Annotated in this window: 29 protein-coding genes; 8 read left to right on the top strand and 21 right to left on the bottom strand. The window is 38.8% G+C overall.

Annotated elements, in window-relative coordinates:
• Positions 1-114: 114 nt before the first annotated feature.
• The 6 genes from dtd to H5S10_RS06085 form a co-directional block, all read right to left on the bottom strand.
• The gene (gene dtd / locus H5S10_RS06110) at positions 115-552 is read right to left on the bottom strand and encodes a D-aminoacyl-tRNA deacylase (RefSeq protein WP_003665822.1); all 438 of its coding nucleotides are present in this window, start codon (positions 550-552) and stop codon (positions 115-117) included.
• Positions 553-562: 10 nt separating this feature from the next.
• On the bottom strand, positions 563-2800 hold the full coding sequence (locus H5S10_RS06105) for a RelA/SpoT family protein (protein WP_019252194.1): 2238 nt from the start codon (positions 2798-2800) through the stop codon (positions 563-565).
• An 18-nt stretch (positions 2801-2818) separates the two neighbouring features.
• On the bottom strand, positions 2819-3145 hold the full coding sequence (locus H5S10_RS06100; protein WP_233446401.1) for a hypothetical protein: 327 nt from the start codon (positions 3143-3145) through the stop codon (positions 2819-2821).
• A gap of 87 nt (positions 3146-3232) precedes the next feature.
• Positions 3233-3970 (bottom strand): 16S rRNA (uracil(1498)-N(3))-methyltransferase, encoded by a 738-nt coding sequence (locus tag H5S10_RS06095; RefSeq protein WP_182589063.1) that lies wholly within the window; start codon positions 3968-3970, stop codon positions 3233-3235.
• The gene (gene prmA, locus H5S10_RS06090) at positions 3971-4930 is read right to left on the bottom strand and encodes a 50S ribosomal protein L11 methyltransferase (protein ID WP_182589062.1); all 960 of its coding nucleotides are present in this window, start codon (positions 4928-4930) and stop codon (positions 3971-3973) included.
• A gap of 78 nt (positions 4931-5008) precedes the next feature.
• Positions 5009-5314, bottom strand: a complete 306-nt coding sequence (locus tag H5S10_RS06085) for a hypothetical protein (protein ID WP_153701363.1) — start codon at positions 5312-5314, stop codon at positions 5009-5011.
• A gap of 196 nt (positions 5315-5510) precedes the next feature.
• Here H5S10_RS06085 and H5S10_RS06080 point away from each other — a divergent pair, with 196 nt between their 5' ends.
• Complete coding sequence (locus tag H5S10_RS06080) at positions 5511-5690, top strand: hypothetical protein (protein ID WP_003668154.1); 180 nt, start codon at positions 5511-5513, stop codon at positions 5688-5690.
• Positions 5691-5797: 107 nt separating this feature from the next.
• Positions 5798-6757, top strand: a complete 960-nt coding sequence (locus tag H5S10_RS06075) for an L-lactate dehydrogenase (protein WP_003665815.1) — start codon at positions 5798-5800, stop codon at positions 6755-6757.
• Positions 6758-6839: 82 nt separating this feature from the next.
• Here H5S10_RS06075 and H5S10_RS06070 read toward each other — a convergent pair whose 3' ends face one another.
• The 3 genes from H5S10_RS06070 to H5S10_RS06060 form a co-directional block, all read right to left on the bottom strand.
• A complete protein-coding gene (locus H5S10_RS06070; protein ID WP_182589061.1) occupies positions 6840-7016 on the bottom strand; it encodes a hypothetical protein in 177 nt (58 codons plus the stop codon).
• 75 nt (positions 7017-7091) lie between these two features.
• Positions 7092-8168, bottom strand: a complete 1077-nt coding sequence (locus H5S10_RS06065) for an Ldh family oxidoreductase (protein ID WP_182589060.1) — start codon at positions 8166-8168, stop codon at positions 7092-7094.
• Positions 8169-8240: 72 nt separating this feature from the next.
• A complete protein-coding gene (locus H5S10_RS06060; RefSeq protein WP_182589059.1) occupies positions 8241-9656 on the bottom strand; it encodes a C69 family dipeptidase in 1416 nt (471 codons plus the stop codon).
• Positions 9657-10093: 437 nt separating this feature from the next.
• On the opposite strand from H5S10_RS06060, the gene H5S10_RS06055 reads away from it, so the two are divergent.
• The 3 genes from H5S10_RS06055 to H5S10_RS06045 all read left to right on the top strand — a co-directional run bounded on the left by H5S10_RS06055 (position 10094) and on the right by H5S10_RS06045 (position 11147).
• The gene (locus tag H5S10_RS06055) at positions 10094-10273 is read left to right on the top strand and encodes a hypothetical protein (RefSeq protein ID WP_182589058.1); all 180 of its coding nucleotides are present in this window, start codon (positions 10094-10096) and stop codon (positions 10271-10273) included.
• A 136-nt stretch (positions 10274-10409) separates the two neighbouring features.
• Positions 10410-10598 carry a hypothetical protein gene (locus tag H5S10_RS06050; RefSeq protein WP_182589067.1) on the top strand — a complete coding sequence of 63 codons (189 nt, stop codon included), beginning with the start codon at positions 10410-10412 and terminating at the stop codon, positions 10596-10598.
• Positions 10599-10697: 99 nt separating this feature from the next.
• Complete coding sequence (locus H5S10_RS06045; protein WP_182589057.1) at positions 10698-11147, top strand: hypothetical protein; 450 nt, start codon at positions 10698-10700, stop codon at positions 11145-11147.
• A gap of 51 nt (positions 11148-11198) precedes the next feature.
• Here H5S10_RS06045 and H5S10_RS06040 read toward each other — a convergent pair whose 3' ends face one another.
• Complete coding sequence (locus tag H5S10_RS06040) at positions 11199-11435, bottom strand: hypothetical protein (RefSeq protein WP_035152832.1); 237 nt, start codon at positions 11433-11435, stop codon at positions 11199-11201.
• A 4-nt stretch (positions 11436-11439) separates the two neighbouring features.
• Here H5S10_RS06040 and H5S10_RS06035 point away from each other — a divergent pair, with 4 nt between their 5' ends.
• Together H5S10_RS06035 and H5S10_RS06030 are read left to right on the top strand one after the other, a co-directional pair.
• Positions 11440-12174, top strand: a complete 735-nt coding sequence (locus H5S10_RS06035) for a response regulator (protein ID WP_003668163.1) — start codon at positions 11440-11442, stop codon at positions 12172-12174.
• 123 nt (positions 12175-12297) lie between these two features.
• Positions 12298-13458, top strand: a complete 1161-nt coding sequence (locus tag H5S10_RS06030) for a site-specific integrase (RefSeq protein WP_182589056.1) — start codon at positions 12298-12300, stop codon at positions 13456-13458.
• Positions 13459-13609: 151 nt separating this feature from the next.
• On the opposite strand, the gene lepA is transcribed toward H5S10_RS06030, so the two are convergent.
• From lepA to hrcA, 5 genes are all read right to left on the bottom strand, one after another.
• On the bottom strand, positions 13610-15445 hold the full coding sequence (gene lepA / locus H5S10_RS06025) for a translation elongation factor 4 (RefSeq protein ID WP_003665812.1): 1836 nt from the start codon (positions 15443-15445) through the stop codon (positions 13610-13612).
• 131 nt (positions 15446-15576) lie between these two features.
• Positions 15577-16728, bottom strand: coding sequence for a molecular chaperone DnaJ (gene dnaJ / locus H5S10_RS06020; protein WP_003665811.1), 1152 nt, complete (start codon positions 16726-16728; stop codon positions 15577-15579).
• Between the two features lie 128 nt (positions 16729-16856).
• A complete protein-coding gene (gene dnaK / locus H5S10_RS06015) occupies positions 16857-18722 on the bottom strand; it encodes a molecular chaperone DnaK (RefSeq protein ID WP_182589055.1) in 1866 nt (621 codons plus the stop codon).
• A 24-nt stretch (positions 18723-18746) separates the two neighbouring features.
• Positions 18747-19319, bottom strand: a complete 573-nt coding sequence (gene grpE / locus H5S10_RS06010; protein WP_182589054.1) for a nucleotide exchange factor GrpE — start codon at positions 19317-19319, stop codon at positions 18747-18749.
• Positions 19320-19331: 12 nt separating this feature from the next.
• Positions 19332-20384 carry a heat-inducible transcriptional repressor HrcA gene (gene hrcA / locus H5S10_RS06005; protein WP_182586957.1) on the bottom strand — a complete coding sequence of 351 codons (1053 nt, stop codon included), beginning with the start codon at positions 20382-20384 and terminating at the stop codon, positions 19332-19334.
• Positions 20385-20504: 120 nt separating this feature from the next.
• Here hrcA and H5S10_RS06000 point away from each other — a divergent pair, with 120 nt between their 5' ends.
• Positions 20505-20876, top strand: a complete 372-nt coding sequence (locus H5S10_RS06000) for a hypothetical protein (RefSeq protein ID WP_003674316.1) — start codon at positions 20505-20507, stop codon at positions 20874-20876.
• Between the two features lie 60 nt (positions 20877-20936).
• On the opposite strand, the gene ribF is transcribed toward H5S10_RS06000, so the two are convergent.
• From ribF to rnpM, 6 genes are all read right to left on the bottom strand, one after another.
• A complete protein-coding gene (ribF, locus tag H5S10_RS05995; RefSeq protein WP_182589053.1) occupies positions 20937-21884 on the bottom strand; it encodes a riboflavin biosynthesis protein RibF in 948 nt (315 codons plus the stop codon).
• Positions 21885-21896: 12 nt separating this feature from the next.
• Positions 21897-22802 (bottom strand): tRNA pseudouridine(55) synthase TruB, encoded by a 906-nt coding sequence (truB, locus tag H5S10_RS05990; protein WP_182586959.1) that lies wholly within the window; start codon positions 22800-22802, stop codon positions 21897-21899.
• Between the two features lie 195 nt (positions 22803-22997).
• Positions 22998-23357: a 30S ribosome-binding factor RbfA gene (gene rbfA, locus H5S10_RS05985; protein ID WP_003665800.1), complete on the bottom strand. Its 360-nt coding sequence runs from the start codon at positions 23355-23357 to the stop codon at positions 22998-23000.
• 19 nt (positions 23358-23376) lie between these two features.
• Entirely contained in the window at positions 23377-25620 is a 2244-nt protein-coding gene (infB, locus tag H5S10_RS05980) for a translation initiation factor IF-2 (RefSeq protein ID WP_182589052.1), read from the bottom strand.
• A gap of 13 nt (positions 25621-25633) precedes the next feature.
• A complete protein-coding gene (locus tag H5S10_RS05975; protein ID WP_003665798.1) occupies positions 25634-25945 on the bottom strand; it encodes a L7Ae/L30e/S12e/Gadd45 family ribosomal protein in 312 nt (103 codons plus the stop codon).
• Positions 25932-26234, bottom strand: a complete 303-nt coding sequence (gene rnpM / locus H5S10_RS05970; protein ID WP_003668183.1) for an RNase P modulator RnpM — start codon at positions 26232-26234, stop codon at positions 25932-25934. The genes H5S10_RS05975 and rnpM overlap by 14 nt, the downstream gene beginning before the upstream one ends.
• Between the last annotated feature and the right edge of the window lie 5 nt (positions 26235-26239).

The raw sequence follows: 26239 nt of genomic DNA, 5'->3' as shown, positions 1-26239 counted from the left end.
AAGACGCTCCAGTCAATTCAATGTGATTAAGTTGTCGAACCGCCGTATACGGAACCGTACGTACGGTGGTGTGAGAGGTCGATAATTGAAATAATCAATTATCTCCTACTCGATTTAACGTTCATAAATAATTGTCGTGGGACCATCATTTTCCAGATCAATTTTCATCATGGCTCCAAAATGTCCGGTTTCAACAGGAATACCAGTAGCTGCTAATTTTTGATTAAAAAGATCATATAACGGTTCAGCAATCTCAGGACGAGCAGCCTGTGAAAATCCAGGACGATTTCCATGCTTAGTGTCAGCATAAAGGGTAAATTGGGAGACGGATAAAATCGCACCATTAACATCCCGTAGTCCCTTATTCATCTTACCGTTTTCATCCTCAAAAACACGAAGATTAGTAATTTTATGCACTAAGTAGTCTAATTTTTCTTCGGTATCATCTGGAGCAAAACCGACTAAGAGAAAATAGCCAAGACCAATTTTGCCAACAACTTCATCATCAATTGAAACTGCTGCATGATTTACTTTTTGTAAAACAACTCGCACAAGTGCCCTCCTATCGAATAATCCGTTTGACAACGTAAACATCTGGAATGTTCTTTAAGCCATCCATGATCAGTTGCAACTGCCGTAAATTACGCACTCCGATAATCAAACTAATTGTTACCATCTTATTGTGGTCAACTTTTCCGTTAACTGAATTTAAGAAGCGAGTACTGTTATTTACTGAACGTAAAACATCATTTAATAAGCCATTTCGATTGTAGCCTTGAACTTCTAAGTCTGCATTGTAATTTGTTTTATCACCATTAGGATTTGCCCAGTAAACACTAACAATTCGTTCGCCGTTTTTACGGGCAGCTTTAATATTCGGACAATCATCCCGGTGAACCGACACTCCCCGACCCTTTGTAATGTAACCGGTAATAGCATCTCCTGGGATTGGACTACAGCAATGGCTCAAACGCACAAGAAGATTGTCAACTCCTTCAACAACTACGCCTTCACTGGATGCTTTAGCCTGCTTTTGTTTTTCACGTTCATTCGGCTTTTCAAGAGTCTGATGATCTTCTAGTACGGCTTTTTCTGCTGCTTGTTGGCGGTCGCTTTCAACCTGCTGACGGATATCAGCAGTAAAACGATTTCTAATACCAACTGGAGCCAAATCACCAAAGCCTAGTGCCGCAAACATATCGTCACTACTATTATAATGAGTCTCCTGAGCTACTTCCTCACATTTTTCATCAGTCATTAACTCTGCTGGCGAGTATCCTGCTTCACGGAGTTCATTTTCGAGAAGTTGTTTTCCTTCTTCAATGTTCTTTTCACGATCGTGTGCGCGGAAGAATTGACGAATCTTATTACGAGCCCGCCGTGTTGAAACTAAATCAAACCAATCACGACTTGGACCAGCTGATGATGATGATGTCAAAATATCAACAATATCACCATTTTTGATCTCATAGTCAAGGGGGACAATCCGACCATTTACTTTAGCTCCAGTTGTATGATTACCGACTTCAGTATGAATTTGATAAGCCATATCAAGTGGTCCAGACCCCTTAGGCATTTCAATTACGTCACCTTTAGGAGTAAATGCATAGACCTTATCAGTAAATATATCACTCTGAATCCCTTGCATAAATTCATCTGTGCCTTGACTTTCACTTCGTAATTCAAGGATTTCTTTGACGACATTTAGCTTTTGACTATCCTGCGTTTGTTGGATTCCATTAGTCTTGCCTTCTTTATATGCCCAGTGAGCCGCAACCCCATATTCGGCAATTTCATGCATCTTATGAGTCCGAATCTGTACTTCTAACGGCCGTCCTTCTGGTCCAATAATTGTCGTATGTAAGGATTGGTACCCGTTAGTCTTAGGCATTGCAATATAATCTTTAAACCGTCCAGGCATTGGTTTCCAATTGGTATGAATCGCTCCCAGAGCAGCATAACAGTCACGAATTGAGTCAACAACAATTCGAACTGCAAGGAGGTCATAGATTTGGCTAAATTGCTTATGCTGAGTAACCATTTTACGGTAGACAGAATAAATATGTTTAGGCCGACCATAAATTTCAACGTTCGGTCCTAAATCCAAATCCGCAATCGCCTTTTTTATCAACTTAATTGACTCATCAATATAATCAACCCGCTGATCGCGCCGTGAATTCATCAAATGAACAATCCGGTAATATTGTTGCGGATTTAAGTACCGTAATGACAGGTCTTCTAGTTCCCATTTAATAGTACTGATACCCAACCGATCTGCAATTGGAGCATAAATTTCAAGGGTTTCATTTGAGATCCGCCGCTGCTTATCAGGTCGCAAATGCTTAAGGGTGCGCATATTATGGAGACGATCCGCAAGTTTGACAATCATTACCCGAATATCCTTTGACATTGCAAGTAATAACTTACGATGAGTGGCAGCCATTTGTTCTTTATTTGATTTGTAACGAATCTTACCGAGCTTTGTATCACCATCAACAATCATTGCAATGGTTGGTCCAAAGAGCTCTTTAATATCATCTAAAGTTGCTCCAGTATCTTCTACAATATCATGTAAATATCCTGCACAAACTGTTTCTGGATCCATATGAAGATTAGCAAGGATCCCCGCAACCTGGATAGGATGAATAATATATGGTTCCCCAGATTTACGTCGCTGGTCATGGTGAGCCACTTCAGCAAAATGATATGCCTTTTCAACTAAAGCAACGTGTTCTTCATTCATATAAGAACTAACTATCTTTTGAACATCTTCATGTGTCAATTCCTTCTCTTTTGACATTAGACGACCTCCTTTCATTTACTTTTGTTGCCGCATTGCCCATGATAAGTACGCAAGCGCTAGGTACGCAAGGGCAAAATAATAAGTGTACCGCGGCATAAAGAAATACGCAGTTATCAAGTAAAGGATTGGAAAAATGAATAACTCGCTCCATTTTCGTTGGTGCTTATAAATCCAATAACCTGACCAAATACTAAAAATACCATTAATAAGGATTAAGACAAGCTCTACCATTACTACCCGCGTAACAAATGGAAGCTTATCGACAACGAGCGTCAATACACCCCCAATTAAAATACTAGCTAGCCATAATGGCTTGTCTAAATGTTCCCATGCTTTTTTCATAAAATTCATTCTCTCTCAACACCTATATTCAGTTTTAAATCACCGATTAAAGCTGTTCTTTATTTTACCATAAGTGAGCCGGCTACATTATGACAATTCCATTGCATATGAAATAGCTGCCATGAAATATAAAGGTGCTGTTTCGGTCCGTAGAATTCGTGGTCCTAAACCTGCTGCTACCACTCCAGCTCCATTCATTTTGGCAATTTCATTTTCCGTCAATCCACCTTCTGGACCAAAAACGGCAAGAATCGAATCTCCTGGTTTAAGGGTATTAAATTGCTGCGCCAAAATACTTGCTTCACCCTGTTTAGCTGATTCTTCCCAAGCAACAATCCGTTTGGTAGCGGGATAATTGGCTAGCAATTGAGCTAGATTAGCACTGTATTCAACCTGTGGAATTTTATTTCGATGGGATTGTTCTGCTGCTGATTCAGCTATCTTTTGCAGACGTTCAATCTTACGTTTCTGCTTATTCCCCTGCCAGTGACTAATGGAACGAGCAGCATCAAAGAAGACAATTTTGTCTGTCCCCAATTCGGTTGCCTTTTGAACAATTAATTCTGGTTTCTCTTTAGTCTTTGGAAGCCCGCAAGCAAGCGTCACTGAAACTGGTAATTCACTATCAGCATCTAACTTCTGATTGATTTTTAATGTTGTTGGTTCGGTAGCACTAAGAGTTGCGAGGTAAACACAGTGGTCAGCTAATACAAGTTCAACGGTTGTTCCAATCTCCGCACGCATAACTTTTAACAAGTGGTGAGCTGCTTCAGGTGGTAGGGTTACTTCATCAGCTGGAGTTGCATTTACAAAATATCGTTGCATTTATTTCACCTCGGTTGGCTTGTGGGCGATCATTCCATGCCAGTCCTTCATCTGTTGCTCATCATCAATCACAAATCCTTGTTCTTGTAACCTTTGACGAATTAATGAAGCCTTATCATCGATAATTCCGGAAACAAGGAATTTACCACCAGGCTTAAGGTTTTCATATGCTTGTGGAATAAGAGGCACGATGATTTCTGCAAGAATATTAGCAACAATTAGGTCTGCCTGGGTATGGATTCCGTCCAGCAAACTGTTTATACCAACCTTAACATCTTTAGCAACTGGGTTTAGTGCAAGATTCTTTTTTGCTGAATTAACCGCTACTTCGTCAATATCATAAGCATCAACTTTTCCTGCGCCTAAGTGCTTAGCAGCAATACTCAAAACCCCAGAACCAGTACCAACATCGATGACATATTCATTACCAACAATTGTTTTTTCAAGGGCCTCAAGCATTAAACGGGTAGTTGGGTGAGTCCCGGTACCAAAAGCCATTCCTGGATCAAGAAAGATTAATTTTTCTTTAGGATCTGCCGGCTGATATTCTTCCCATTGTGGAACAATTGTTAACTGATTAGTTACTCTTAATGGGTGATAATACTTTTGCCAAACTGTTGCCCATTGTTGATTATCGACAGTCGCTGCTGAGACATCATTTTCTCCTGGATTGAGGCCGTAATCTTTTAATTTTGCCACTCGTTGATGGATAGTTGGCAATAGTTCAGGAACAAATACGTTTTGTGGGAAATATCCAGACACTGCTGCACCACTTTTTCTGTGCGGAATTGATGATGGATCGATAAATTCACCATAATCTCCATACTTTCCCTCATGCAAGTTTTCAAAATCAGCGGCATCCTCAATTTGAACGCCTTGTGCTCCCATATCTGTCAAAATATAGCTAACTGCTTCAACGGCCTCACTAGAAGTTATTACCTTTATTGCTGTCCAATCCATTTAATGACCTCCTTAAATAATAAAATCGTGACCACAATAAAAGTAAATGGTCACGATAAATACCAACTTAGATAAAGTTTAATCATTTTTATTATCAACTTTACTAATATGTGGTCGTTCTTGTTCGCGTTTCTTTTCTTTTTCTAAATGATGACTTAAGTAATCGATTAAGTCGGACTCAGTCAAGAAAATACGGGGATGATGTTGGTGATGCAACCGAACATCAATCTCGTTAATTTTTAATCGTCCGGTCCAAGTATGGGAATAACGAACAATTACCCGATTATTTAATCTGTGTTTACCGAAGCGGAACACATATACGTGTTGGGGTGTCATCATTGGCCGAATGTACTCTTTTTTATACATTAAATCATTGTCGCGCATAAACTGCTTAGTTCGATTCAGAATGGTAACCACCTCCTCTATTATTATTCCTGATCAATTTTAAATTAATCTCCCTAGATAGGTATATTTTAGCACAGGTCACCAACGTTCCAAAGTTTAATCTATGTTTAAACTTTAATTTTCAAAAAAATGCTATACTATGTTCAAAATACTTTAATGAAAGGTGATTACAATAGTGAGTCTCTTAATCGCTATTCTTATCTGCTGGTTACTATGGAAGATCGGTGTCTTAACGGTTAAATTTATCGGCCTAATTCTGCTTATCCTATTAATTGGGACATTAATCCATGTTTTACTTTGGCCAGCGATCCTTTTAGCAGTCATTATCTTAGGGGCAGGCTTATTTACTAACTAATTTATCTATAAAATCTTATAGTAATTTTTCTGCGGAATGTTATAATCATTATTGTGAGAGGAATTCTCAAATAATGTATACATAAGATGAAAGGGAGACTGTTTATTATGTCTAAGAATCATCAAAAAGTTGTTCTTGTTGGTGACGGTGCTGTAGGTTCAAGTTACGCCTTCGCAATGGCTCAACAAGGAATTGCTGAAGAATTTGCTATTGTTGATATTATTAAGGAACGGACTGAAGGGGACGCAATGGACCTCGAAGACGCTACTGCCTTCACTGCTCCTAAGAACATCTACTCAGCAGATTACGACACTTGCAAGGATGCTGATTTAGTTGTTATTACTGCCGGTGCTCCACAAAAGCCTGGTGAAACTCGTCTTCAATTAGTTGATAAGAACTTGAAGATCATTAAGTCCGTTGTAGAACCAATCGTTAAGTCTGGTTTTGACGGAATCTTCTTAGTTGCAGCTAACCCAGTTGACATCCTTACCTATGCTGTTCAAAAGCTTTCTGGCTTCCCTAAGAACAAGGTTGTTGGTTCAGGTACTTCACTTGATTCCGCACGTCTTCGGGTTGCTCTTGGTAAGAAGCTTCATGTTGACCCTCGCGATGTTATTGCTAACATTATGGGTGAACACGGTGATTCCGAATTTGCTGCTTACTCAAGTGCTACTGTTGGTGGCAAGCCATTACTTGACATCGCTAAGGATGAAGGCATTTCAGAAGATGAATTACTTAAGATTGAAGATGATGTTCGTAACAAGGCATACGAAATCATTAACCGCAAAGGTGCTACCTTCTATGGTGTTGCCACTGCTTTAATGCGGATTTCAAAGGCTATTCTTCGTGATGAAAATTCTGTTCTCCCTATCGGTGCCCCAATGAACGGTGAATACGGACTTAACGACCTTTACATCGGTACTCCAGCTGTTGTTAACGCTTCTGGTGTTGCAAAGGTTATCGAAGTTCCACTTAACGACCGTGAAAAGAAGGCTATGGCCGACTCTGCTAAGCAATTAGAAGAAGTTGCTAAGAACGGTATGGCAAAGTTACAAGGTAACAACTAAGCCGTCTTCATAAATAAACGATAGATTATCGTACCATAAAAAAACTCTCAGCGTTTAATAAACGTTGGGAGTTTTTTAATGCCTATTTTTGATCATTTTTCAAGTCACGTGCAAAATCATTAAGAAAGTCTTCTATTAATTTATCCTTATAACCCTTTTTTCTAAGTTCATTCGCTAAAATTGTTGAAGTAAGGCCCTTACGAATTGCTAACTTATGATCACCTGCGAGCCAAAACATTACTAATTCTCGATCTTCCATTTAAGATGCTCCTTTTTCCTAATATGTTCAGTGTACCACTTTCGCTTATCAGAATTTGAAGGAGTTTATCAATTATTAAGGAACATCAATACCAAGTTCAGTTCCTATTTCTTTCATTTCTTGATAGGTCTTTTCATCAATCGTGACACCTTTTTCTTTATTTTCTGCTAATAAATGGTACTCACGATCACCGGGTACCCAAATTTCTTTACCAGGAATATGTTCAAGCTGGCGAATTCGATCTAACATTGACGTGGCATCTTTCTTCAATACCTCTGGATCACCAAAGAAGGCTGGATTAAGAACCATTACAAATTGGCTAAAGTCATGTTTACCACTAACAGTATCAGCAGAAATAGAGCCTTGTGCCAATATTCCCGTCAATAATTCAATTACGATAGAGTTTCCCATCCCCTTATAATTAGAATTTTCCTCATTGCTTCCGCCAAGAGTGAGAACTCCCCCACCCTTTTGTTCCCCCTCAGTAAAGGCCGCGGTTGCAAGAATATCTTCTGCCTTTTGCGCATCAGTTATTACCTGCCGATTTTTATCAACTGCCCATTCACCTGGTAGCGGTTCGCCTTTTTTAGCATGAACTTGAATTTTTCCACCTGAAACAACACAAGTGGCACCATCAAACATAAATGGATGTGGAGAAGCAGGAAAGCCAAACGCAAAAGCATTGGAGCCAAGAAAAGCCTGAGTGGCATTAGTTGGGACTACCAGGGGACGAGTATTAGTAAGGGCAACTCCTACTAATCCCACTTCTAACGCTAATCTTGTATAGTAACCAGCAGTGCCGAAGTGATTCGAATTGCGAATAACAGCAATTGCCACTCCTGTTTTCTTAGCCTTTTCAATTATTTTTTGAGTCGCTAAAACTGTTGCGAGCTGTCCCATATTTTGGTTAGCGTCAACGAGGACAGAACCTGGTAACTCACGAATAATTTTGGCTTTATTTTGCGGAATAATCGTCCCCTCTTTAATCATCCGGCGATACCATGCTAATCGTTGAATCCCATGAGATGAGATCCCGCGCAAGTCTGCATCAACTAAAGTGTCTGCTAATAATTGACTATTCTCTTGGTTAAATCTCAATTTTGTAAAAACTTTTTCTAAATAATGTCGTTCATCGGTTGCTTGAATTCTCATTTTTATCCTTCTCTCATTTTATATTAATTATATTTTAATAATAAAGTGAGAAATGTCAATATTCAAAATATCTTAAAGGTTAGGATCCATCTTAAATGACATCTTTGAAAGCTCACAGCCTTCAGTTAATAATTCAAAGAAGAGGGCCTTTGTCCATTCATTATAATGGGTAGCTATTTCATGATTTTGTCCAGTTAGATAATCAGTTAATGCCTGCCCTTCAAGACTAGCTGCTTCTTTATCAACCTGCGCAATTTTACGGCGTGCCCATTCATTTAGCTCCTTTTGGTAGTCTTCATCTTTTTCCATAAATTCTTGATAATGACTTTCAACGACCTCTGCTAAGGCTTCATTTAACCAGAAGGCAGATTCTAAGTTCATTTTTTCAGGAACGTTTCGATATGATTCATCAGTATCGTTAGCATTAGCAAAGAATGGAACATAAGGATTAAAGGCTGGAACTCCTAGTTCAATCCAATGAATACTCGTTTTATATTTATTCAGATCGCGTACTTGTAGAATATGTGATTGAGCAGTCCGTGATAAAGAGATAGCTCGGTAAGTCTTGCGTTCAGGAGCATCCCCCATTGGATCATAAGGTGTCTCATTGAAATGCGATTTTAAAACATACTGGATGTCTTCATTAGCAATCTTATATTCAGCCTTACGGATAAATGGCATCTCAGAATCTTCGGGACGTTGACCTAATGAAGCATTAGGACTAAGGTAATGTTGAGCAAACCAGGTCCGCGGTGTATTGTAGTGACGGTCTTTTTGTGTACTGGTACCAAAAATATGGCGGAAATCCCACCGGTCATGGTCAGGGTTTAATTGGTGTTCTTCAACAAACTCTTGAATTTCATCGGCCCACATATAATTATCAGGATCGTCAAAATCAATATCTTCAATTGCTACCTGGTTAGGAGTAACAGCATAACAATCATCGGGAATACGAACTGCAACCCATTGGTGACCAGTTACTACTTCCATATACCAAATCTCATCTGCATCTGCAAATTGCATCCCGTTTCCCTCAGCAGACCCTAATTCAGCAATTAATTTTCCAGTATATTCAACACCTTCACGGGCAGAATGAATATACGGTAATACTAAAGTACAAAGTGAGTCTTCTGCCAGGCCATTTTTTACGTATGGATCGTATGCTAACACCCGATCATTTGCATAAACGCTCTCAGTAAAGGAAGCTGCCACATTTGCTTCATTAATTCCATCTTCTTCATTAGGTCCCGCTGTTTGATCAAGGGTTGGCGTAGAAGTATAACGCATTCCCTCTTCTGGTAACGCTACAGTTACTTTATTGTAAGGTGAGACGTAGGTTTCGTGGCGTCCTTTTACTGCCGGTTTTACTAAAAATCGCTTGGGTTCAATTGCTTTTACGCGATCTTCATTACGAGCAATATAACTAGCACCGTCGAGAGAAGCCTTTTTACCGACCATAATTGATGTACAAGCATCTTTATTTTGCATATTTATTTCCTCCTCAAATAATAGCGATTACATTATCTATGATACGCTAATTTGGTGAAGGTTGCAGTATTGAGCGAGTATAAAAACCCACCATGTTTAATCGAATGATACTGCATAATTTTGAGTTATCAGTTGCACAAGTTGCCTATCTTGATTATGGGCATGAACTCTATAAAATTTGTGGTTCTATCCTTAGTTCATCTAGTTAAAAAAGAAATGACTATTAACATATCTGGAATAGCAAAATCAAAACAAATCGCTTTGACTTTCTTTTAATTCTTGTTCATTTTTTCTCCCGCTATATTACAGCCTATTCATTATCATAGTCAGAGATGGATGTACAAAACTGTGCTAAAATAAAACAGCAGAATTAGCAAGACGAGCAAGACAAGCCTCATTCACTAGCGAAAGCTTTAAATGTTGATGAAGGTTGGCTGATGGAATATAACATTAACCAAGAAAAAAATAGCAATTTTACAGTGCCAACTAATATAATTTATCCATTAGGAGATAAATTTCAGCGTGTTAGCATCCCCCTCATTGGTGAGATTGCCTGTGAGGATCCGATCACAGCCGAAAAAATTATTGAGGGCTACAGGGAAATCTTATTATGCTAATGCCAGATAATAATTAACTCGACCCAATTATCTTAGATAAAGATATTCCAGGTCGAATTATTGGTAAGGCAGTTCACGTTTCGTGGAGTATTAAATAATGATCTATGTCCAAATACTGAACGACGTAAAAAGCTGAATGTTAGGGAGATTTACTTTATTACAAGGTCGCAAGCATAAAAAACGCATTGCTGTTGGTGATCCTATAACGATTAAAGGTCAGCTTAATGGTCGTCTTGAAATTGAAAAAACACAAGCTAATAGTTGGTTTGCTAAAAAGTATTTTGGTAAAAATGCCATTATGGTTTTAACAGATAGTTATAAATAAATGAGAAAGTAATTGGAAAAACTTGTAAAAGATAATAAATAATTACGTACGTCCAATAAGCTGATTGACGTTAAAAGCTGAAATCGGAGGAGTTTACTTATGAATAAAGGTTTTAAGATTATGTTGGCAGTGGGCCTTGCTGGGGTTTCCCTCGCTACCACGACGGTTGTTGTTAATACGAATAGTAGCAATATTACAGTAGTTCAAGCGTCAAAACGTTCTAGAATTAACAAAGCAGTGTCTATCATGCAAGAAGAATATGATGACTCTGCAGATGTTTACTACGATAAAGAAAATGACGTTATTGCTATTAAACCTACTGATGAAGAGTTTGAAGATGAAATGATCGCTGTTCTTGACGGTGATGAATCTGAACACGATTGGAACAAGCTTACCAAATCAATCGATGACTTATCAGAAACAATTTATGATGATTGCCATATTAAGACACCTATTGCAATTGTTAATCCTGAAAACACAGATAAAGTTTTATACATATCTTACGATGGCGAATCACTCTATGATGTAATGCACGATGACAACAACTAAATAAAAAACATCCCCTGCTGTGACAAGGGATGAAAGTATTGTAATTACAAGTTACTTTTCTAGTATAGTCTTTGCAAATCTTAAAGCATGTTTATCTAGCTGTAACCAATGTATATACTCACCATCAGATACATCTATTAAGGCTTTTCCAGTCATCAGTGCCTTTAGCTCATCAATGCCTATATTACTATCAGTTGGAAATTCTGAATAAAAAGATTCCAATTCAGTAATATTATCAATATCTTTTTTATCATTAACAATAATAATATTTTTATTCAAAGGAGTCACCTCAATGGTTAACAGAAAAATAAGAAGATCACAAAGCGAATATTATGATGCTTTTATTGAACAGCTTAAATTCTTAAATTATGCAGCAAAGCTATACGATAGTGGAGAGAGAACAGCTATAAAAATGGCTACTCCACAATTGCGAACTTTATTCTATCAACAAAGCTATGGTGATATATTAATAAACCTTATTCCGGAAGTTAATAAAGATCAATTTTTGTCTACTTGTCAATTTGGTGAAAAGCCAATTATATATGGAGGAAGTGTTACTAATGCATTTGTTGCTGGCAAATATGTTTACCTTCCATCATGCTATGAAAAAAATTTAGAAATTGGTCACTATATTAGTTTTGAACATTGGTGGAACGGAAGAATTTTAATTGCCTCAGATACCTCATTCACCAGAAAAGAACTTGTTAGATTCATTGTAAATAAAGATGGCGGAGCTCACATTGACCCTGAGCTAAATGAAAAATACTATAACCTAAAGAATGATATATATTCTTTACAAGCAACTAAAATGCCAAACATGCCAGGGATTCCCTTCAAAGAGTTACATCTAGCACTCCTAAGGCAAGTAGTTCATGAAACTTTAATGTCATTTAAGAAAATGAATTTTATCAAGGATTACGATCCTGGAAAAAATTGTTTTAATATGAAGAACAATATTTTTCCTTTACATGTTACTCAAATGACAATCAATGAGGGCAAAAGTGCTACACCTACAATATACTATTAAATTTTAAACATTAAAACCCCAATGATCCAACTTTGGCCGGTCGATCATTGAGGTCACAATAGCAATACTAGGGGTGAAATACACCCTCAGTACGTTTTTATTATAACAGAAAGGAGTTTTACTATGAATGGTAATGTTAGAAAGCGTGGTAAAAAATGGTACTACCGCTTTGATATTGCTGACAAAGATGGAAAAAGACGACAGTATGAACGAGTCGGAGGCGATTCTTACAAGGAAGCAATGCACCAATTACGCGTTACTTTAGAGCTTTATGAAAATACAGGAGCAGTTACCAACACTGATAAGATTTCAACTCATGATTACTTTGAATTTTGGTATGACAATTATGTTAAGACTAACTTATTTAAAAACACTCAGCTGAATTATCGGCATGTCTTGGATAAATATGTGCAACCTACCCTCGGAATTTACCAATTATCTAAAGTTACTCCAGAATTAATTCAAAAGACTATTAATAAGATTGCAGACTCTACCGAATACAAGCCTGATCACACACGACTCCATGGTCATACTGTCGAAATTATTCTTATGGTTATCAAGGAAGGTTTTCGACAAGCAGTACACCCATGGCACATTCTTACTCAATCACCTGCGGAATACGTCCGGCAGCCAAAATATAACCATCCTAAAACCACAAGAGAAGATCTAAAAATTATTACTCTACAACAATTTAATCAACTTTTAGAGCAATTTCCTCTTGGCCACCCATTTCACCTTCCCCTCTTAATCAGCTTTTATACTGGAATGAGGCGTGGAGAAGTAGCTGGTCTTGAATGGGATAATGTTAGTTTACCAGATGCTGAAATTAATGTTACTCAGCAGATGAAACAGTATTCCAAAACGGATGTTCGACTTGGAAAACTAAAAACAGCCGCCAGTTATCGAACAATTGCAATCGGTGATCAACTTATCCATGCGCTTAAAGTTCAGCGGCGACTACAAAATGAAAATCGTTTACGATATGGTAAAAATTACCATGAATCTAACTTTGTATGTACAAAAGAAAATGGGAAACCTGTCACTCCCAATTCGATTAAGTACTATGCAAGTACCGTCACTAAAGAGCTAGGTTTCCCATTTAATTTCCATAGTTTGCGTCATACCCACGCAACCATGTTACTAGAAGCGGGTGCATCTGCTAAAGAGGTCCAAGTACGATTGGGCCATAACAAAATTGCCACCACTCTAGATACCTATGTCCATCTTAGCAATAAGAAGAAACATCAAACAGCAAATCTATTTGATCAAATAGCTAAAATGTAAAATCTTGCCCACCATTTGCCCACAAAGTATCTTACGTCTTGCCCACGAAGGTACTTCATGTGGGCAAATGGTGGGCAAAATACTTTAATTGGTCTATAAATTGGTCTACTTTGTGAAATTTAGCAAGTTAGAAACGCCTTTACATCAACGTTTACTTCTCATCCAATTGCTCATCGGTCTTCAAAACGGCCATAAAAGCAGCCTGAGGAATATCAACTTTTCCGACAGCCTTCATCCGTTTCTTTCCGCGTTTCTGCTTATCTAATAACTTAGCACGCCGGTCTGGATCCCCAGTATGAATACGGGCAGTAACATCTTTCCGGTAGGCCTTAATATTAGTCCGTGCAATAATCTTAGAGCCGATTGCAGCTTGAATTGGAATTTCAAAGTTTTGCCGTGGAATGATCTTCTTTAATTTAGCAGTAATTTCCCGACCACGTTCTGCTGCAAAATCACGGTGAGCAATAAAGCTTAATGCATCCACCTTATCGCCATTAAGCAAGATGTCAATCTTAACCAAATTACTTGGCCGGTAGCCATCAATTTCATAATCTAAGGAAGCATATCCCCGTGTAGAACTCTTTAACTTATCAAAGAAGTCAAAAATAATTTCTGACAACGGAATATGATAAATAACATTTACCCGGGTATCACTTAGATATTCCATCGTATCAAAGTCTCCCCGCTTCCGTTGGCAAAGTTCCATTACTGGGCCAACATAATCATTTGGTACCATGATTGAAGCGCGGACATATGGTTCCTTAATCGCTTTAATGGAAGAAGCATCTGGCATTTCAGCCGGATTTTCCACTTCCTTTGTTGTCCCATCTGCTAATTCAACATGGTAAGTAACTGATGGTGCAGTCGTGATTAAATCAAGATTAAATTCACGTTCAAGTCGTTCTTGAATAACATCCATGTGAAGTAATCCTAAGAAACCACAGCGGAATCCAAATCCCAATGCTTGCGATGATTCCGGTTCAAAAGTTAATGCTGCATCATTAAGTTGAAGTTTTTCCAACGCATCACGCAAATCATTAAACTTAGCATTATCGGTTGGATAGAGTCCAGCATATACCATTGGCGTCATTTGACGATAACCTTCTAGTGGCTTATCTGTAGGATTATCCGCACTCGTAACCGTATCACCGACCCGGGTATCTTTAATATCTTTAATTGCCGCGGTGATGTAACCTACATCCCCGGCCATTAATACATCACGTGCCAATGGTTTAGGAGAGTTAATCCCTACTTCAGCAACTTCATATTCGGTACCACCGTTCATTAATTTAATTCGGTCACCTTTTTTAACCGTACCTTCAACAACCCGGACACTAAGAACCACTCCCCGATAATCATCATACTTTGAATCAAAGATAAGAGCTTTCAAAGGCGCAGTTAAATCTCCTGTTGGTGCTGGAACATCCTTAACGATTTTTTCCAGGACTTCATCAACACCCATTCCAGTTTTCGCACTAATATCAACTGCCTCATCAGTATCTAAACCAATTTCATCTTCAATCTGCTTCTTAGTACCCTCAGGATCAGCAGACGGTAAATCGATCTTATTGATAACAGGTAAAATTTCAAGGTCATTGTCAAGTGCTAAAAAGACGTTAGCAAGGGTCTGTGCTTCTACCCCTTGAGTTGCATCAACTACTAAGACAGCACCTTCACAGGCAGCAAGAGATCGTGATACTTCATAAGAAAAGTCGACGTGCCCTGGTGTATCGATTAAATGGAAAATGTAATCTTCACCGTCTTTAGCATGATATGTCAAGGCAACAGCATTTAATTTGATTGTAATGCCCCGTTCTCGTTCTAGAGGCATATCATCAAGAATCTGGTTTTTCATTTCACGTTTGCTGATTGAATCAGTCATTTCTAAAATACGATCAGCAAGCGTTGATTTTCCATGGTCAATGTGGGCAACAATCGAGAAATTCCGAATGTGTTTTTGCCGCTCTTTCATTTCTTCTAGGTTCATTTAAAAAGACTCACTTTCAACGAATATTCTTTATCTAGTATACCAAATCATCGTTTAGAATGGGAAACCTTCTACTAGATATACAAAAAGCAGGAAAAAATATTAAGCTTTTCCTGCTTTATAAAAACTATTTACTTATCCTCAAAGGCATCCCGTAACTTATCAAGAACCGTCTTCTTAACACCCTTAACATCTTCACCGCTAGCAGCCGCAAAAGCTAACATTGCTTCACGCTGACGTTTGTTGAGGCTCTTGGGGGTCTTAACATGGACAGTAACATGCTCGTCACCATTACCATTACCGTTAAGATGTGGAACACCTTTGCCACGCAAACGGAAGTTAGTTTCTGATTGTGTTCCAGCAGGAATTTTAAGGTTGACATCACCATGAACCGTTTTAACTTTTACTTCGTCTCCCAAGGCTGCTTGAGCAAACGAAATATCACGATCAACGTAAATTGTTGAACCATCACGACGAAATTCTCGACTTGGTGTTACTCGGAAGACTATATACAAATCTCCGGCTGGACCACCGTTCTCACCAGCGTCCCCTTGATGTTGGAGCCGCATTTGTTGACCATCATCAACACCGGCAGGCACCTTTACTTCTAGCTCATGACGTTCGTGAACATGTCCTGCCCCATGGCAAGTATCACAACGATCCTCTGGCTTAATAATCTTTCCAGTTCCATTACATTCTGGACAAGTGGTTTGAGTTTGCATATTGCCTAGTGGTGTTTGACGAACACTCGTAATCACTCCGGCACCATGACACCGTGGACAAGTTATTGGCGATTTACCAGGCTTTGCTCCGGTTCCATGACAAGTCTTACATTCTGCATCACGGTCATACTTGATAGTAGTTGTTTTACCAAAAACCGCATCCATAAAATCAAGAGTCATTGCATATTGCAAATCACGCCCTTGACGCGGGGCTGTTGGGTCCCGACGAGTACGACCGCCGCCACCAAAAAATTGACTAAAGATGTCGTCAAAGCCGCCACCAAAGTTAGAATAAGCTTGACCACCACCAAAGCCGCCGAAACCTTGACCGCCAGCACCTTGTGGACCAGCCGAACCAAATTGATCATATTGAGCACGTTTTTGACTATCACTTAATGTCTCATATGCTTCATTAATCTTCTTAAACTTTTCTTCTGCACCAGGCTCGTGGTTAACATCTGGGTGGTATTTTGCCGCAAGCCGACGATATGCACGCTTGATGTCTTTTTCGGATGCATCCTTAGAGACACCTAAAATGTCATAATAATCTTGTTCTGCCATATAATAAATACCTCATTACTTTATTGCTTGTTTAGTTATACCACAGCCAGCAAACGAAAGTAAAAGCCAAAGTCCTTTTTTCTGGCCTTTGGCTTTTACACTAACATTTTAAGACTGTTTACCGTAGGCTATTTCTTGTCGTCTGGTGTAACATCCTTAAAATCACCATCAACAGTATTGTCATCATTACCGTTGTCATTACCATTTTGTTGGTTATCACCAGGTTGACCATTAGTAGCGCCACCTTGTGCACCTTGAGCTTGTTGGTAAAGCTTTACGCTAAGGTCTTGAATAACTTTATTCAAAGCATCCTTCTTAGCTTTCATTTCATCAAGGTTGCCACTTTCTTTAGCCTTCTTTAATTCGTCACGAGCACTTTCAGCCTTCTTGATATCATCTTCAGGAACTTTACCCTTAACTTCCTTCAAAGTCTTATCAACTTGGAAGAGTTCTTGGTCAACTTCATTCTTCAAGTCAACTTCTTCCTTCTTCTTCTTGTCGGCTTCAGCATGCTCTTCAGCATCCTTCTTCATCCGTTCAATTTCTTCATCACTTAAGCCGGAGTTAGACTTGATAGTGATGTTTTGCTTCTTGTGAGTTCCTTGATCTTCAGCAGAAACATTAACAATACCGTTCTTATCGATATCAAATGTAACTTTGATTTGAGGAACACCACGAGGAGCAGCAGGAATATCAGTTAGTTGGAAGTTACCTAAAGTCTTATTATCTGCTGCCATTGGACGTTCACCTTGAAGAACGTGAATGTCAACAGCTGGTTGGTTATCAGCAGCAGTTGAGAAGATTTGGCTCTTTGAAGTAGGAATAGTTGTGTTACGGTCAATCAACTTAGTGAAGACACCACCCATGGTTTCAATACCAAGTGAAAGTGGAGTAACATCAAGTAATACGACATCCTTAACATCACCAGTAAGAACCCCACCTTGAATAGCTGCACCAAGAGCAACGGCTTCGTCAGGATTAATTGAGTGGTTAGGTTCCTTACCAGTTAATTCCTTAACCATTTCTTGAACGGCAGGAATACGAGTAGATCCACCATTTAAGATAACTTCATCAATGTCATCAAAAGTAAGATCAGCATCTTTCAAAGCATTCAATACTGGTTGCTTTGTCCGTTCAACTAAGTCATTAGTTAATTGGTTAAATTGTGCCCGACTTAATGTCTTTTCCAAGTGTAATGGGCCGTTTTCGCCGGCTGAAATAAATGGTAAGCTGATTTGAGCTTCTTGAACACCTGACAAGTCTTTCTTAGCCTTTTCAGCAGCATCCTTCAAGCGTTGAAGAGCCATCTTATCTTGAGAAAGATCAACACCATGTTCTTCCTTAAAGTCATCAATTAACCAATCCATAATCTTTTGGTCAAAGTCATCCCCACCTAAATGAGTATCACCATTCGTAGAGAGAACTTGGAAGACACCGTCACCTAATTCAAGGATGGAAACATCGAATGTACCACCACCAAGGTCATAAACAAGGATCTTTTCATCTTTGTCCTTCTTGTCAAGACCGTACGCTAGTGATGAAGCAGTAGGTTCGTTAATAATCCGCTTAACATCAAGGCCCGCAATTTTACCGGCATCCTTAGTAGCTTGACGTTGAGCATCGTTAAAGTATGCAGGAACAGTAATAACTGCTTGAGTAACAGTATCACCAATGTAGTCTTCAGCATATTTCTTAAGGTATTGCAAAATCATTGCTGAAATTTCTTGTGGAGTATATTTCTTGCCATCAACTTCAACAGTGTATCCTGCTTCACCCATGTGACTCTTAATTGATGAAATAGTGTTGGGATTAGTAATTGCTTGACGCTTTGCTACTTCTCCAACTTGAGTTTCACCATTCTTAAATGAAACAACAGATGGTGTTGTCCGACTTCCTTCTGGGTTGGTGATAATTTTAGGTTCATTACCTTCCATAACAGCAACCGCAGAGTTAGTAGTACCTAAATCAATACCAATAATCTTATTACTTGCCATAATTTATTTCCTTCTCTCACAAATTTATTGAGCTACAACAACCATTGCTGGGCGTAATACCCGGTCTTTAAGTTGATATCCTGCTTGAAGAACATTAACAACAGTTTCAGGCTTCTGACCTTCTTCGACCGGAACAGTTTGAACTGCCTGGTGAAGAGTAGGATCAAATGTTTCACCATCAGCTTTGATTTCAGTAATGCCATGATCATTCAATGCCTTGACAAGGTGATCATGGACCATTTGAATACCCTTTTTAAGTTGTTTACCATGATCGTCTACAACCTCAATTGCTAATGCCCGCTTAAGGTTGTCAAGCACGGGTAAAATTGACTTTGCTAAATCCTGACCATCATATTTAAGGATTTGAGCCCGTTCTTTATTAAAACGATTAGTCATATTTTGAATTTCTGCTTCTGCTCGCAAATATTTGTCATCTTTATCAGCGAGCTGCTTCTTTAAGTCAGCGATCTCTTCTTTTAATTTAGAAGTTTGATCATCTTTCTTATCTGAAGCCTCTTTTTTTATATCTTTTTTAGGTGCCTTTTCATTTTCAGGCGCAGTTTGTTTTTGTTGATCTTCTTGTTTTTCCTTGGCCAATTAACTCGCCTCCTATGAATCATAATAGTGACGGTAGAAATCTAATAGCCGTTTTGCTAATTCTTGGCGAAAGGCATTTACAATTCCAATCGTCCGTGAATAAGGCATCCTTGTTGGACCAAGAACTGCAATAATTCCTCGTCCATATTGTTCAACATTATAACTTGCAGTAATCAAGCTATAATCATCAAGAAGCTTATTCTTAGAGATTTCTTGACCGATTTTAACATTAACTCCATTATCCGAGGTAAGTGTCGAATCCAAGATATTTGATAAGTTGTCATTCTTATCTAACAAGCCATATAATGATTGGATTGCGTGGGGATCATGAGTACTTGCAAAATCTAGTAAGTTCAATCGACCACCAACGAAAAACCGCTCACGGGCTGCTTGAGATAAGACATTATCAAAAATATCAAGGAAGCCATCAGGACTATGCATATAATGCAGAACCTGAAGTGGAATATCATCCTTCAGTCGCTTTATCACCTCTGATAGTGGCAAGCCAACTAATTGATCATTAATCATTCTAATTACTGCCTGCATTGCATCTGTGTCAATGTCAGGTGGCAAAGTGAACGACTGATTTTCAACCTCACCGCTATCGGTAACCAAGATCGCAATAACCTTATGATTTCCCAACGGTACAACTCGAAAGCCACTTAAACGAACACTTTCTTGCTCAGGCTTTAATGTAAAAGCAGTATATGAAGTTAAGTTTGATAAGATATCTGCAGAGTGTGAAATAATCTCGTCAATTTTTTGAAAGCCGGTTCCAAGTGAGTTTTGAATCACTACCAAGTCATTATCAGTAACTGCTTGTGGATCAAGCAAATTATCAACATAATAACGGTAACCTCGTTTCGATGGAATCCGGCCTGATGAAGAGTGCTCTTTTAAGATCAAATCATTGTCCTCTAAAACCGCCATCTCATTACGGACAGTTGCTGAACTGACCTTAAAAGGCAACTTTTCTGCTAAATGTTTTGATCCAACCGGTTGACCAGTTGATGTGTATTGACGTACAATCGCTTGCAGAATCTTTTTCTGTCGTTGTGTTAGCATCGTATATCACTTCCCCTTTTAGCACTCATTAGGGTCAAGTGCTAAACACACTGTATAATATACCAATTACTACCCTAAAAGTCAAGAAACGTCAAACAATTTTTTAAAGGAGCTTTATTCATGAAACATAAAGAACATCGCTATATTCAACCCCAGAATACTCAAGAAGCAATGTTACTAATTCAGAAGTTATTTAATAAATACCGTAATGCACCCCTAACGAATGAACTACTAGAATACCATAATAACCTAATCTATCGCTTACAGTCAGATATTAAAGACGAAGCCATTAAGGAGAATAATCCTAATCAGCTTAAGGCACTTGCTTCCATGACCGAAATTATGCGTAACTGGACAGCTGTGCGCTTAAACGGCCAGCCTTTTAATGGGAAAATGCGGCATTTCAAATTAGTAACTGATGGCGGATTCAAATTTGAACGAAACATTCATAAGATTAACCAGACTACCAGTCATCGTGGAAGTCGGCATTAAAAAAGAGGTTTGATGAATCTTGACGGCGCAAATGCCACAAAAGATCAATCCAAACCTCTTTTATTTATATTTTTCTAAAATACGACGGGAATTTTGTTCATCTTGTTTCATCTGTGCAACTAATGCATCCGCTCCCGTGAACTTTTCTTCGCCACGAAGGTACTGATACCAACGAACAACTACTTCCTCGCCATACACCATTTGTTGAAAATCAAATAAGTTAATTTCAACCGTTAATTGATTAGCATCCCCAAATGTTATGTTGTGTCCAACACTTGCCATCCCGTCATACCACTTCTTACCGAGTTTAACTTTGACAGCATAGACCCCAATCCCAGGAATTCGCTCCTCTTCCGGATGCTCAACATTGATCGTAGGAAAACCAAGCGTTCGTCCACGAGCTAAGCCATGAACTACTAAGCCAGTTGTTTGATAAGGATACCCTAACGCCTGGTTGGCTGCTTCCACATTACCAGTATCGATTAATTTCCGAATTTCTCGAGAACCGACCTTTTCTTGACTTCCATTCTCAGTAAATTTGGGCACAGTTATAACTTCAAACCGTCCCGCTGCATACTTAGGAAGCAACTTCATTGATGCAATATCTTCTTTTCCATAAGTATGATCAAACCCTGCTACGACCGTTTGAGCATGAAAACCTACCAAATACTCATCAACAAATTGCTGAGGAGAAAGGCTTGCAAATGACGATGTAAAACTTATTAGGTAAACCCGATCGACATCAAGGTCATTTAATAATTCGAGCTTTCTATCGACCGTTGATAAATATTTAAAGCCACCCTTATATTGACGATAAACAATTCCAGGAGCATGATCATATGTCAAAACGACTAACGGCAATCCTTTTTCACAGGCAATTTCGCGGGCACATTTGATTACTGCCTGATGTCCCCGATGAACACCATCAAAAAAACCCATTGCAAGTACAATTGGCCCCGCAGGAATTAGTCTTTTTTCCAAAGGATGGTGAATTTTTATAACTTGCAACTCCTACACTCCTCAATTAACTGCAAACATTTTAGTTGGCTTATACATTTTATTTTTCGGATCAAAATGATATAGTGCTTTTACTTGTTCATCAAATGATAACACAATTTCCTTCTCACTAGTATTAAGTTCACTTGGAGAAAGCCATCCTCCATTTTGAACCTTTTTCCATTGAGCCTCTTGAATCGTTAATTGCGGATAGTCCTTCAAGGCATAATCTAAAGGATACAAGTATTGCTGGAGAGTTTGGGTCGCAACAGCATCGCGAACGTCGTCTAAACTTAGAGTCTGATCAAGCGTAAAGCCTCCACTCTTCAACCGTGTTAACAAACTCATTACTCCTGGATATCCTAGTTTACGTGCAAGGTCAACAACAAGTGTCCGAATGTAAGTACCCTTACTACATTCAACATTAAAGCGGATTCGTTGCTGTTTATTTTCCTCATCATACTTTGAGCTTAGTAATTCAAATTTACTAATAGTTACTTGTCGTTTGGGCCGCTCAACAGTTTCACCAGCTCTTGCATATTCATAAAGTTTTTTTCCATTTACTTTTACCGCCGAATACATCGGTGGGATTTGTATTATTGTCCCCGTTAATAAATTCATGGCTGATAGTATTTCACTAGTAGGGATTTCATTTGCAACTACTCTTTCCTCAATTTTGTCTCCATCAAGGTCTTGAGTAGTAGTCGCAAACCCAATTAAAAGCTCACCTTGATATTGTTTCCCCGATTGCATCAAATAATCAACAACCTTGGTAGCATTTCCAACACAAATTGGCAGAACACCCGCTACACCTGGATCAAGTGTTCCTGAATGACCAATCTTTTTAGTTTTTAAAATTTGTCGTAGTCGACTAACACAGGCAAAACTAGTCATCCCACGTTCTTTATATAAGGGTATTATTCCATCCATCGTTATTCCTCCAAGGGGCTATGATATAAGTCAAGTTACTTTCACAAAAGACAAATAGTGCAGTACAACAATGGCCTCCATCGCTCGAACCGAACGTTGGAGGCCTATATTGTTGCTTGCGGGGGGCTCACAGAGGCTAGCTTCGCGTCGAAAAACGAAGTCACAAGTGGCTTCTGTCTCGCTCCCTTTTGCTAATTATTTTTCTTTTTTGTGTAAGTCGTTAATGAGTTGATCAATTCGACTACCGTAAGCAACTGATGGGTCTCTTACAAATTTGATTTCTGGAGTCTTAAAAATATTAAGACGTGCGCCTAATTCACTCCGAATTAACCCAGTCGCCTTATCTAATCCAGCCTGTGCCTTCTCCGCATCAGAAGCAAGATCTGACAAGATACTGTAATAGATAGTTGCTTGCTGGAGATCACCAGTAACATCCACACCCGTAATTGTAACATTTTGTACACGTGGATCACGAACACGTTTTAACAAGATTTCATCAACATCTTTTTGAATTTCTTGAGCTAAACGATCTACTCGATATTGTTTACTTGGCATCTTTATCTCTCCTCAGCTTTTACTTAACTGGAACTTCCTTCATCTTGTAGGCTTCAATAACATCCATTTCCTTGATGTCATTGTAGTTCTCAATTGTCAAACCACATTCGTAACCTTGCTTAACTTCTTTGACATCATCTTTGAAGCGCTTAAGACTCCCTAATTCACCTTCATAAATAACAACGCCATCACGAACTAAACGGACCTTTGCATCACGGGTGATCTTACCAGAAGTAACCATTCCCCCGGCAATTGTACCAACTTTTGATGCCTTATAGATTTGACGAACTTCTACTTGACCAATTGTTTCTTCTTTGTATACCGGTTCAAGCATCCCCTTCATCGCATCTTCAACTTCTTCAATTGCATCGTAAATAACACGGTGAAGACGGATATCAATACTATTAGAATCAGCTAATGTCTTAGCTACGGCGGTTGGACGAACATTAAATCCAATGATAACCGCATTAGATGCTTCAGCTAAGGTAACATCACTTTGATTAATGGCACCAACGGCTTGGTGAATAATATCAACACGAACACCGTCAACTTTAATCTTTTGAAGGCTTTGACTTAAAGCTTCAACCGATCCCTGAACATCGGCTTTAATAATAATTGGCAAGGTCTTCATTTGCCCCTTCTTCATAGTAGCAAAAAGGTTGTCTAATGTAACGTGAGAAGTCTTTTGGCGTTCCTTGTCCATTGCACGTTTAGCCCGTTCTTCACCTGCTGCACGGGCAGTCTTTTCATCATCAAAGACAACAAACCGGTCCCCGGCTTCTGGTACTTCATTTAGCCCAGTAATCTCAACAGGAGTAGATGGGGTGGCTTCTTTAATCCGACGCCCATTTTCATTGGTCATTGTTCGTACACGACCAAACGTGTTACCAACAACAATTGGGTCCCCCACATGAAGAGTTCCTTGTTGCACTAAAACAGTAGCAACTGATCCGCGACCTTGGTCAAGACGAGCTTCAACAACTGACCCAGCCGCATTTTGTTCTGGATTAGCCTTCAATTCTAGCATTTCAGCTTGAAGTAGAATCATATCAAGTAATTCATCAAGATTCTTACCAAATTTGGCAGAAATCTTAACAAAGATTGTATCTCCACCCCAGTCTTCAGGAATTAAATTGTACTTTGCTAATTCTTCAGTTACACGATCTGGATTTGCACCTGGTTTATCAATCTTGTTAACTGCAACAATAATTGGTGTCTGAGCAGCTTGCGCGTGGTGAATAGCTTCAACCGTCTGAGGCATAACCCCATCATCAGCTGCAACAACGAGGACCGTGATATCAGTAATATTAGCTCCTCGGGCACGCATTTCAGTAAAGGCAGCGTGTCCTGGCGTATCAAGGAACGTAATTAATTGATCATTATAATGAACTTGGTAAGCACCAATTTCCTGGGTAATTCCTCCCGCTTCATGTTCAGTAACATGAGAGTGACGTAACTTATCAAGCAAGGTTGTCTTACCATGATCAACATGTCCCATAACGGTAACAACAGCAGGCCGCGTTACTTGATGTTCAGTATTATTTTGTTCATCTTCAAACATCTTATCAATATCTGAAACATCAACTTGAACCTTTTCCTTAGCTTCAATTCCGTAATCAGTTGCTAATAATTCAATTGTATCCTTATCAAGTGACTGATTTTGGTTGATCATTACACCAAGCATAAATAATTTTTTAACGATTTCTGCTGGTGAGCGGTGTAAGATCTTTCCTAAGTCTTGGGCATTCATTCCATCAGTATATTCTAATACTTCTGGAAGCGGCTTATCTTTTCGTTGGGTTGGTTGCTTATGAGCTACCTCACGTAACCGCTTATTCTTATTATGTTTCTTATTCTTCTTGTTTTTCTTATTAAAGCGTTTACCATTGCGGCCTTGATCGTTATTCAAGCTGCCGCCAAACCGACCACCGTTGTTTTGGTGTTGATTATGATCTTTTTGTCCATTATTTTGCCGGTTATTGTTTTTCTTTTGTGCTTTATCATGATCGTGGTGTTGATTATGATTTTGTGCTTGATGGTTATTTTGTTTATTATGACCATCATTTTTCTTTACTGGTTGGTGTTGATTATTAGTTATTTTTTGTCCACCCTTTGCAAGTTGACGTAATTGTTGTGCTTGATCTGGGGTAACAGAAGACATGTGACTTTTAACTCCCATTCCTTGCCGATTGGCCATATTAACTAAGTCTTTGCTAGGCATTTTTAATTCCTTAGCTAATTCATAAATTCGTTCTTTGGCCATATGCTCACACTCCTTATCTCATAGTTAGTAGTTCCTCAAACTTTCTTGCAAAACCTGATTGCATTACACAAAAAACAGTTCGTGCTTGCCCTGTTGCCTGGCTAAGCTGTTCTCTAGTGAAATCTGTTGAAAAAGGAATGCCATAAAATTTACATTTATCAGTAATCTTTTTTGCACTAGCCTTTCCAGCATCTGAAGCTAGGAACACAAACTTTGCCTTCTTAGTTTGAATATTTTTTAAGACAATCTCTTCCCCGCTTTGAAGTTGCCGGGCGCGCCGAGCGATTCCAAGGAGGTTTAAGACTTGTTCTTTATTTTTGATCATTACCAAATAACTCTTGTCGTGCCTGTAGGTGGTCTGCATACTTGATTAATTCATCATAAAATGATTCATCAAGTTGAACGTGAAAAGCTTTTTCAAAAGTTTTTTCTTTCTTAGCGCGCTTTGCAATATCCACATCTACTGCAACATATGCTCCACGACCAGGCTTCTTACCGGTTGGGTCTAAGGATACCTCATTTTCCTTATTCTTAACTACCCGAATTAATTGCCGTTTGGGCATCATTTCACCGGTAACAATGTCTTTACGCATCGGTATTTTTCTCTTTTTCATTATTT

Origin of the sequence: Limosilactobacillus balticus, from assembly GCF_014145615.1 — a bacterium.
In the GTDB taxonomy this organism is placed as follows: domain Bacteria; phylum Bacillota; class Bacilli; order Lactobacillales; family Lactobacillaceae; genus Limosilactobacillus; species Limosilactobacillus balticus.
This window is presented reverse-complemented; position numbering and strand designations above follow the sequence as displayed.

What these genes read in the sequence shown, in the direction of transcription:
- H5S10_RS06105 (WP_019252194.1), bottom strand. Translation starts at nt 2,800, where the DNA reads ATGTCAAAAGAGAAGGAATTGACACATGAAGATGTTCAAAAGATAGTT.
- H5S10_RS06100 (WP_233446401.1), bottom strand. Translation starts at nt 3,145, where the DNA reads ATGAAAAAAGCATGGGAACATTTAGACAAGCCATTATGGCTAGCTAGT.
- H5S10_RS06095 (WP_182589063.1), bottom strand. Translation starts at nt 3,970, where the DNA reads ATGCAACGATATTTTGTAAATGCAACTCCAGCTGATGAAGTAACCCTA.
- prmA (WP_182589062.1), bottom strand. Translation starts at nt 4,930, where the DNA reads ATGGATTGGACAGCAATAAAGGTAATAACTTCTAGTGAGGCCGTTGAA.
- H5S10_RS06085 (WP_153701363.1), bottom strand. Translation starts at nt 5,314, where the DNA reads ATGCGCGACAATGATTTAATGTATAAAAAAGAGTACATTCGGCCAATG.
- H5S10_RS06075 (WP_003665815.1), top strand. Translation starts at nt 5,798, where the DNA reads ATGTCTAAGAATCATCAAAAAGTTGTTCTTGTTGGTGACGGTGCTGTA.
- H5S10_RS06070 (WP_182589061.1), bottom strand. Translation starts at nt 7,016, where the DNA reads ATGGAAGATCGAGAATTAGTAATGTTTTGGCTCGCAGGTGATCATAAG.
- H5S10_RS06065 (WP_182589060.1), bottom strand. Translation starts at nt 8,168, where the DNA reads ATGAGAATTCAAGCAACCGATGAACGACATTATTTAGAAAAAGTTTTT.
- H5S10_RS06060 (WP_182589059.1), bottom strand. Translation starts at nt 9,656, where the DNA reads ATGCAAAATAAAGATGCTTGTACATCAATTATGGTCGGTAAAAAGGCT.
- H5S10_RS06055 (WP_182589058.1), top strand. Translation starts at nt 10,094, where the DNA reads ATGGAATATAACATTAACCAAGAAAAAAATAGCAATTTTACAGTGCCA.
- H5S10_RS06050 (WP_182589067.1), top strand. Translation starts at nt 10,410, where the DNA reads ATGTTAGGGAGATTTACTTTATTACAAGGTCGCAAGCATAAAAAACGC.
- H5S10_RS06045 (WP_182589057.1), top strand. Translation starts at nt 10,698, where the DNA reads ATGAATAAAGGTTTTAAGATTATGTTGGCAGTGGGCCTTGCTGGGGTT.
- H5S10_RS06035 (WP_003668163.1), top strand. Translation starts at nt 11,440, where the DNA reads ATGGTTAACAGAAAAATAAGAAGATCACAAAGCGAATATTATGATGCT.
- H5S10_RS06030 (WP_182589056.1), top strand. Translation starts at nt 12,298, where the DNA reads ATGAATGGTAATGTTAGAAAGCGTGGTAAAAAATGGTACTACCGCTTT.
- lepA (WP_003665812.1), bottom strand. Translation starts at nt 15,445, where the DNA reads ATGAACCTAGAAGAAATGAAAGAGCGGCAAAAACACATTCGGAATTTC.
- dnaJ (WP_003665811.1), bottom strand. Translation starts at nt 16,728, where the DNA reads ATGGCAGAACAAGATTATTATGACATTTTAGGTGTCTCTAAGGATGCA.
- dnaK (WP_182589055.1), bottom strand. Translation starts at nt 18,722, where the DNA reads ATGGCAAGTAATAAGATTATTGGTATTGATTTAGGTACTACTAACTCT.
- hrcA (WP_182586957.1), bottom strand. Translation starts at nt 20,384, where the DNA reads ATGCTAACACAACGACAGAAAAAGATTCTGCAAGCGATTGTACGTCAA.
- H5S10_RS06000 (WP_003674316.1), top strand. Translation starts at nt 20,505, where the DNA reads ATGAAACATAAAGAACATCGCTATATTCAACCCCAGAATACTCAAGAA.
- truB (WP_182586959.1), bottom strand. Translation starts at nt 22,802, where the DNA reads ATGGATGGAATAATACCCTTATATAAAGAACGTGGGATGACTAGTTTT.
- rbfA (WP_003665800.1), bottom strand. Translation starts at nt 23,357, where the DNA reads ATGCCAAGTAAACAATATCGAGTAGATCGTTTAGCTCAAGAAATTCAA.
- infB (WP_182589052.1), bottom strand. Translation starts at nt 25,620, where the DNA reads ATGGCCAAAGAACGAATTTATGAATTAGCTAAGGAATTAAAAATGCCT.
- H5S10_RS05975 (WP_003665798.1), bottom strand. Translation starts at nt 25,945, where the DNA reads ATGATCAAAAATAAAGAACAAGTCTTAAACCTCCTTGGAATCGCTCGG.
- rnpM (WP_003668183.1), bottom strand. Translation starts at nt 26,234, where the DNA reads ATGAAAAAGAGAAAAATACCGATGCGTAAAGACATTGTTACCGGTGAA.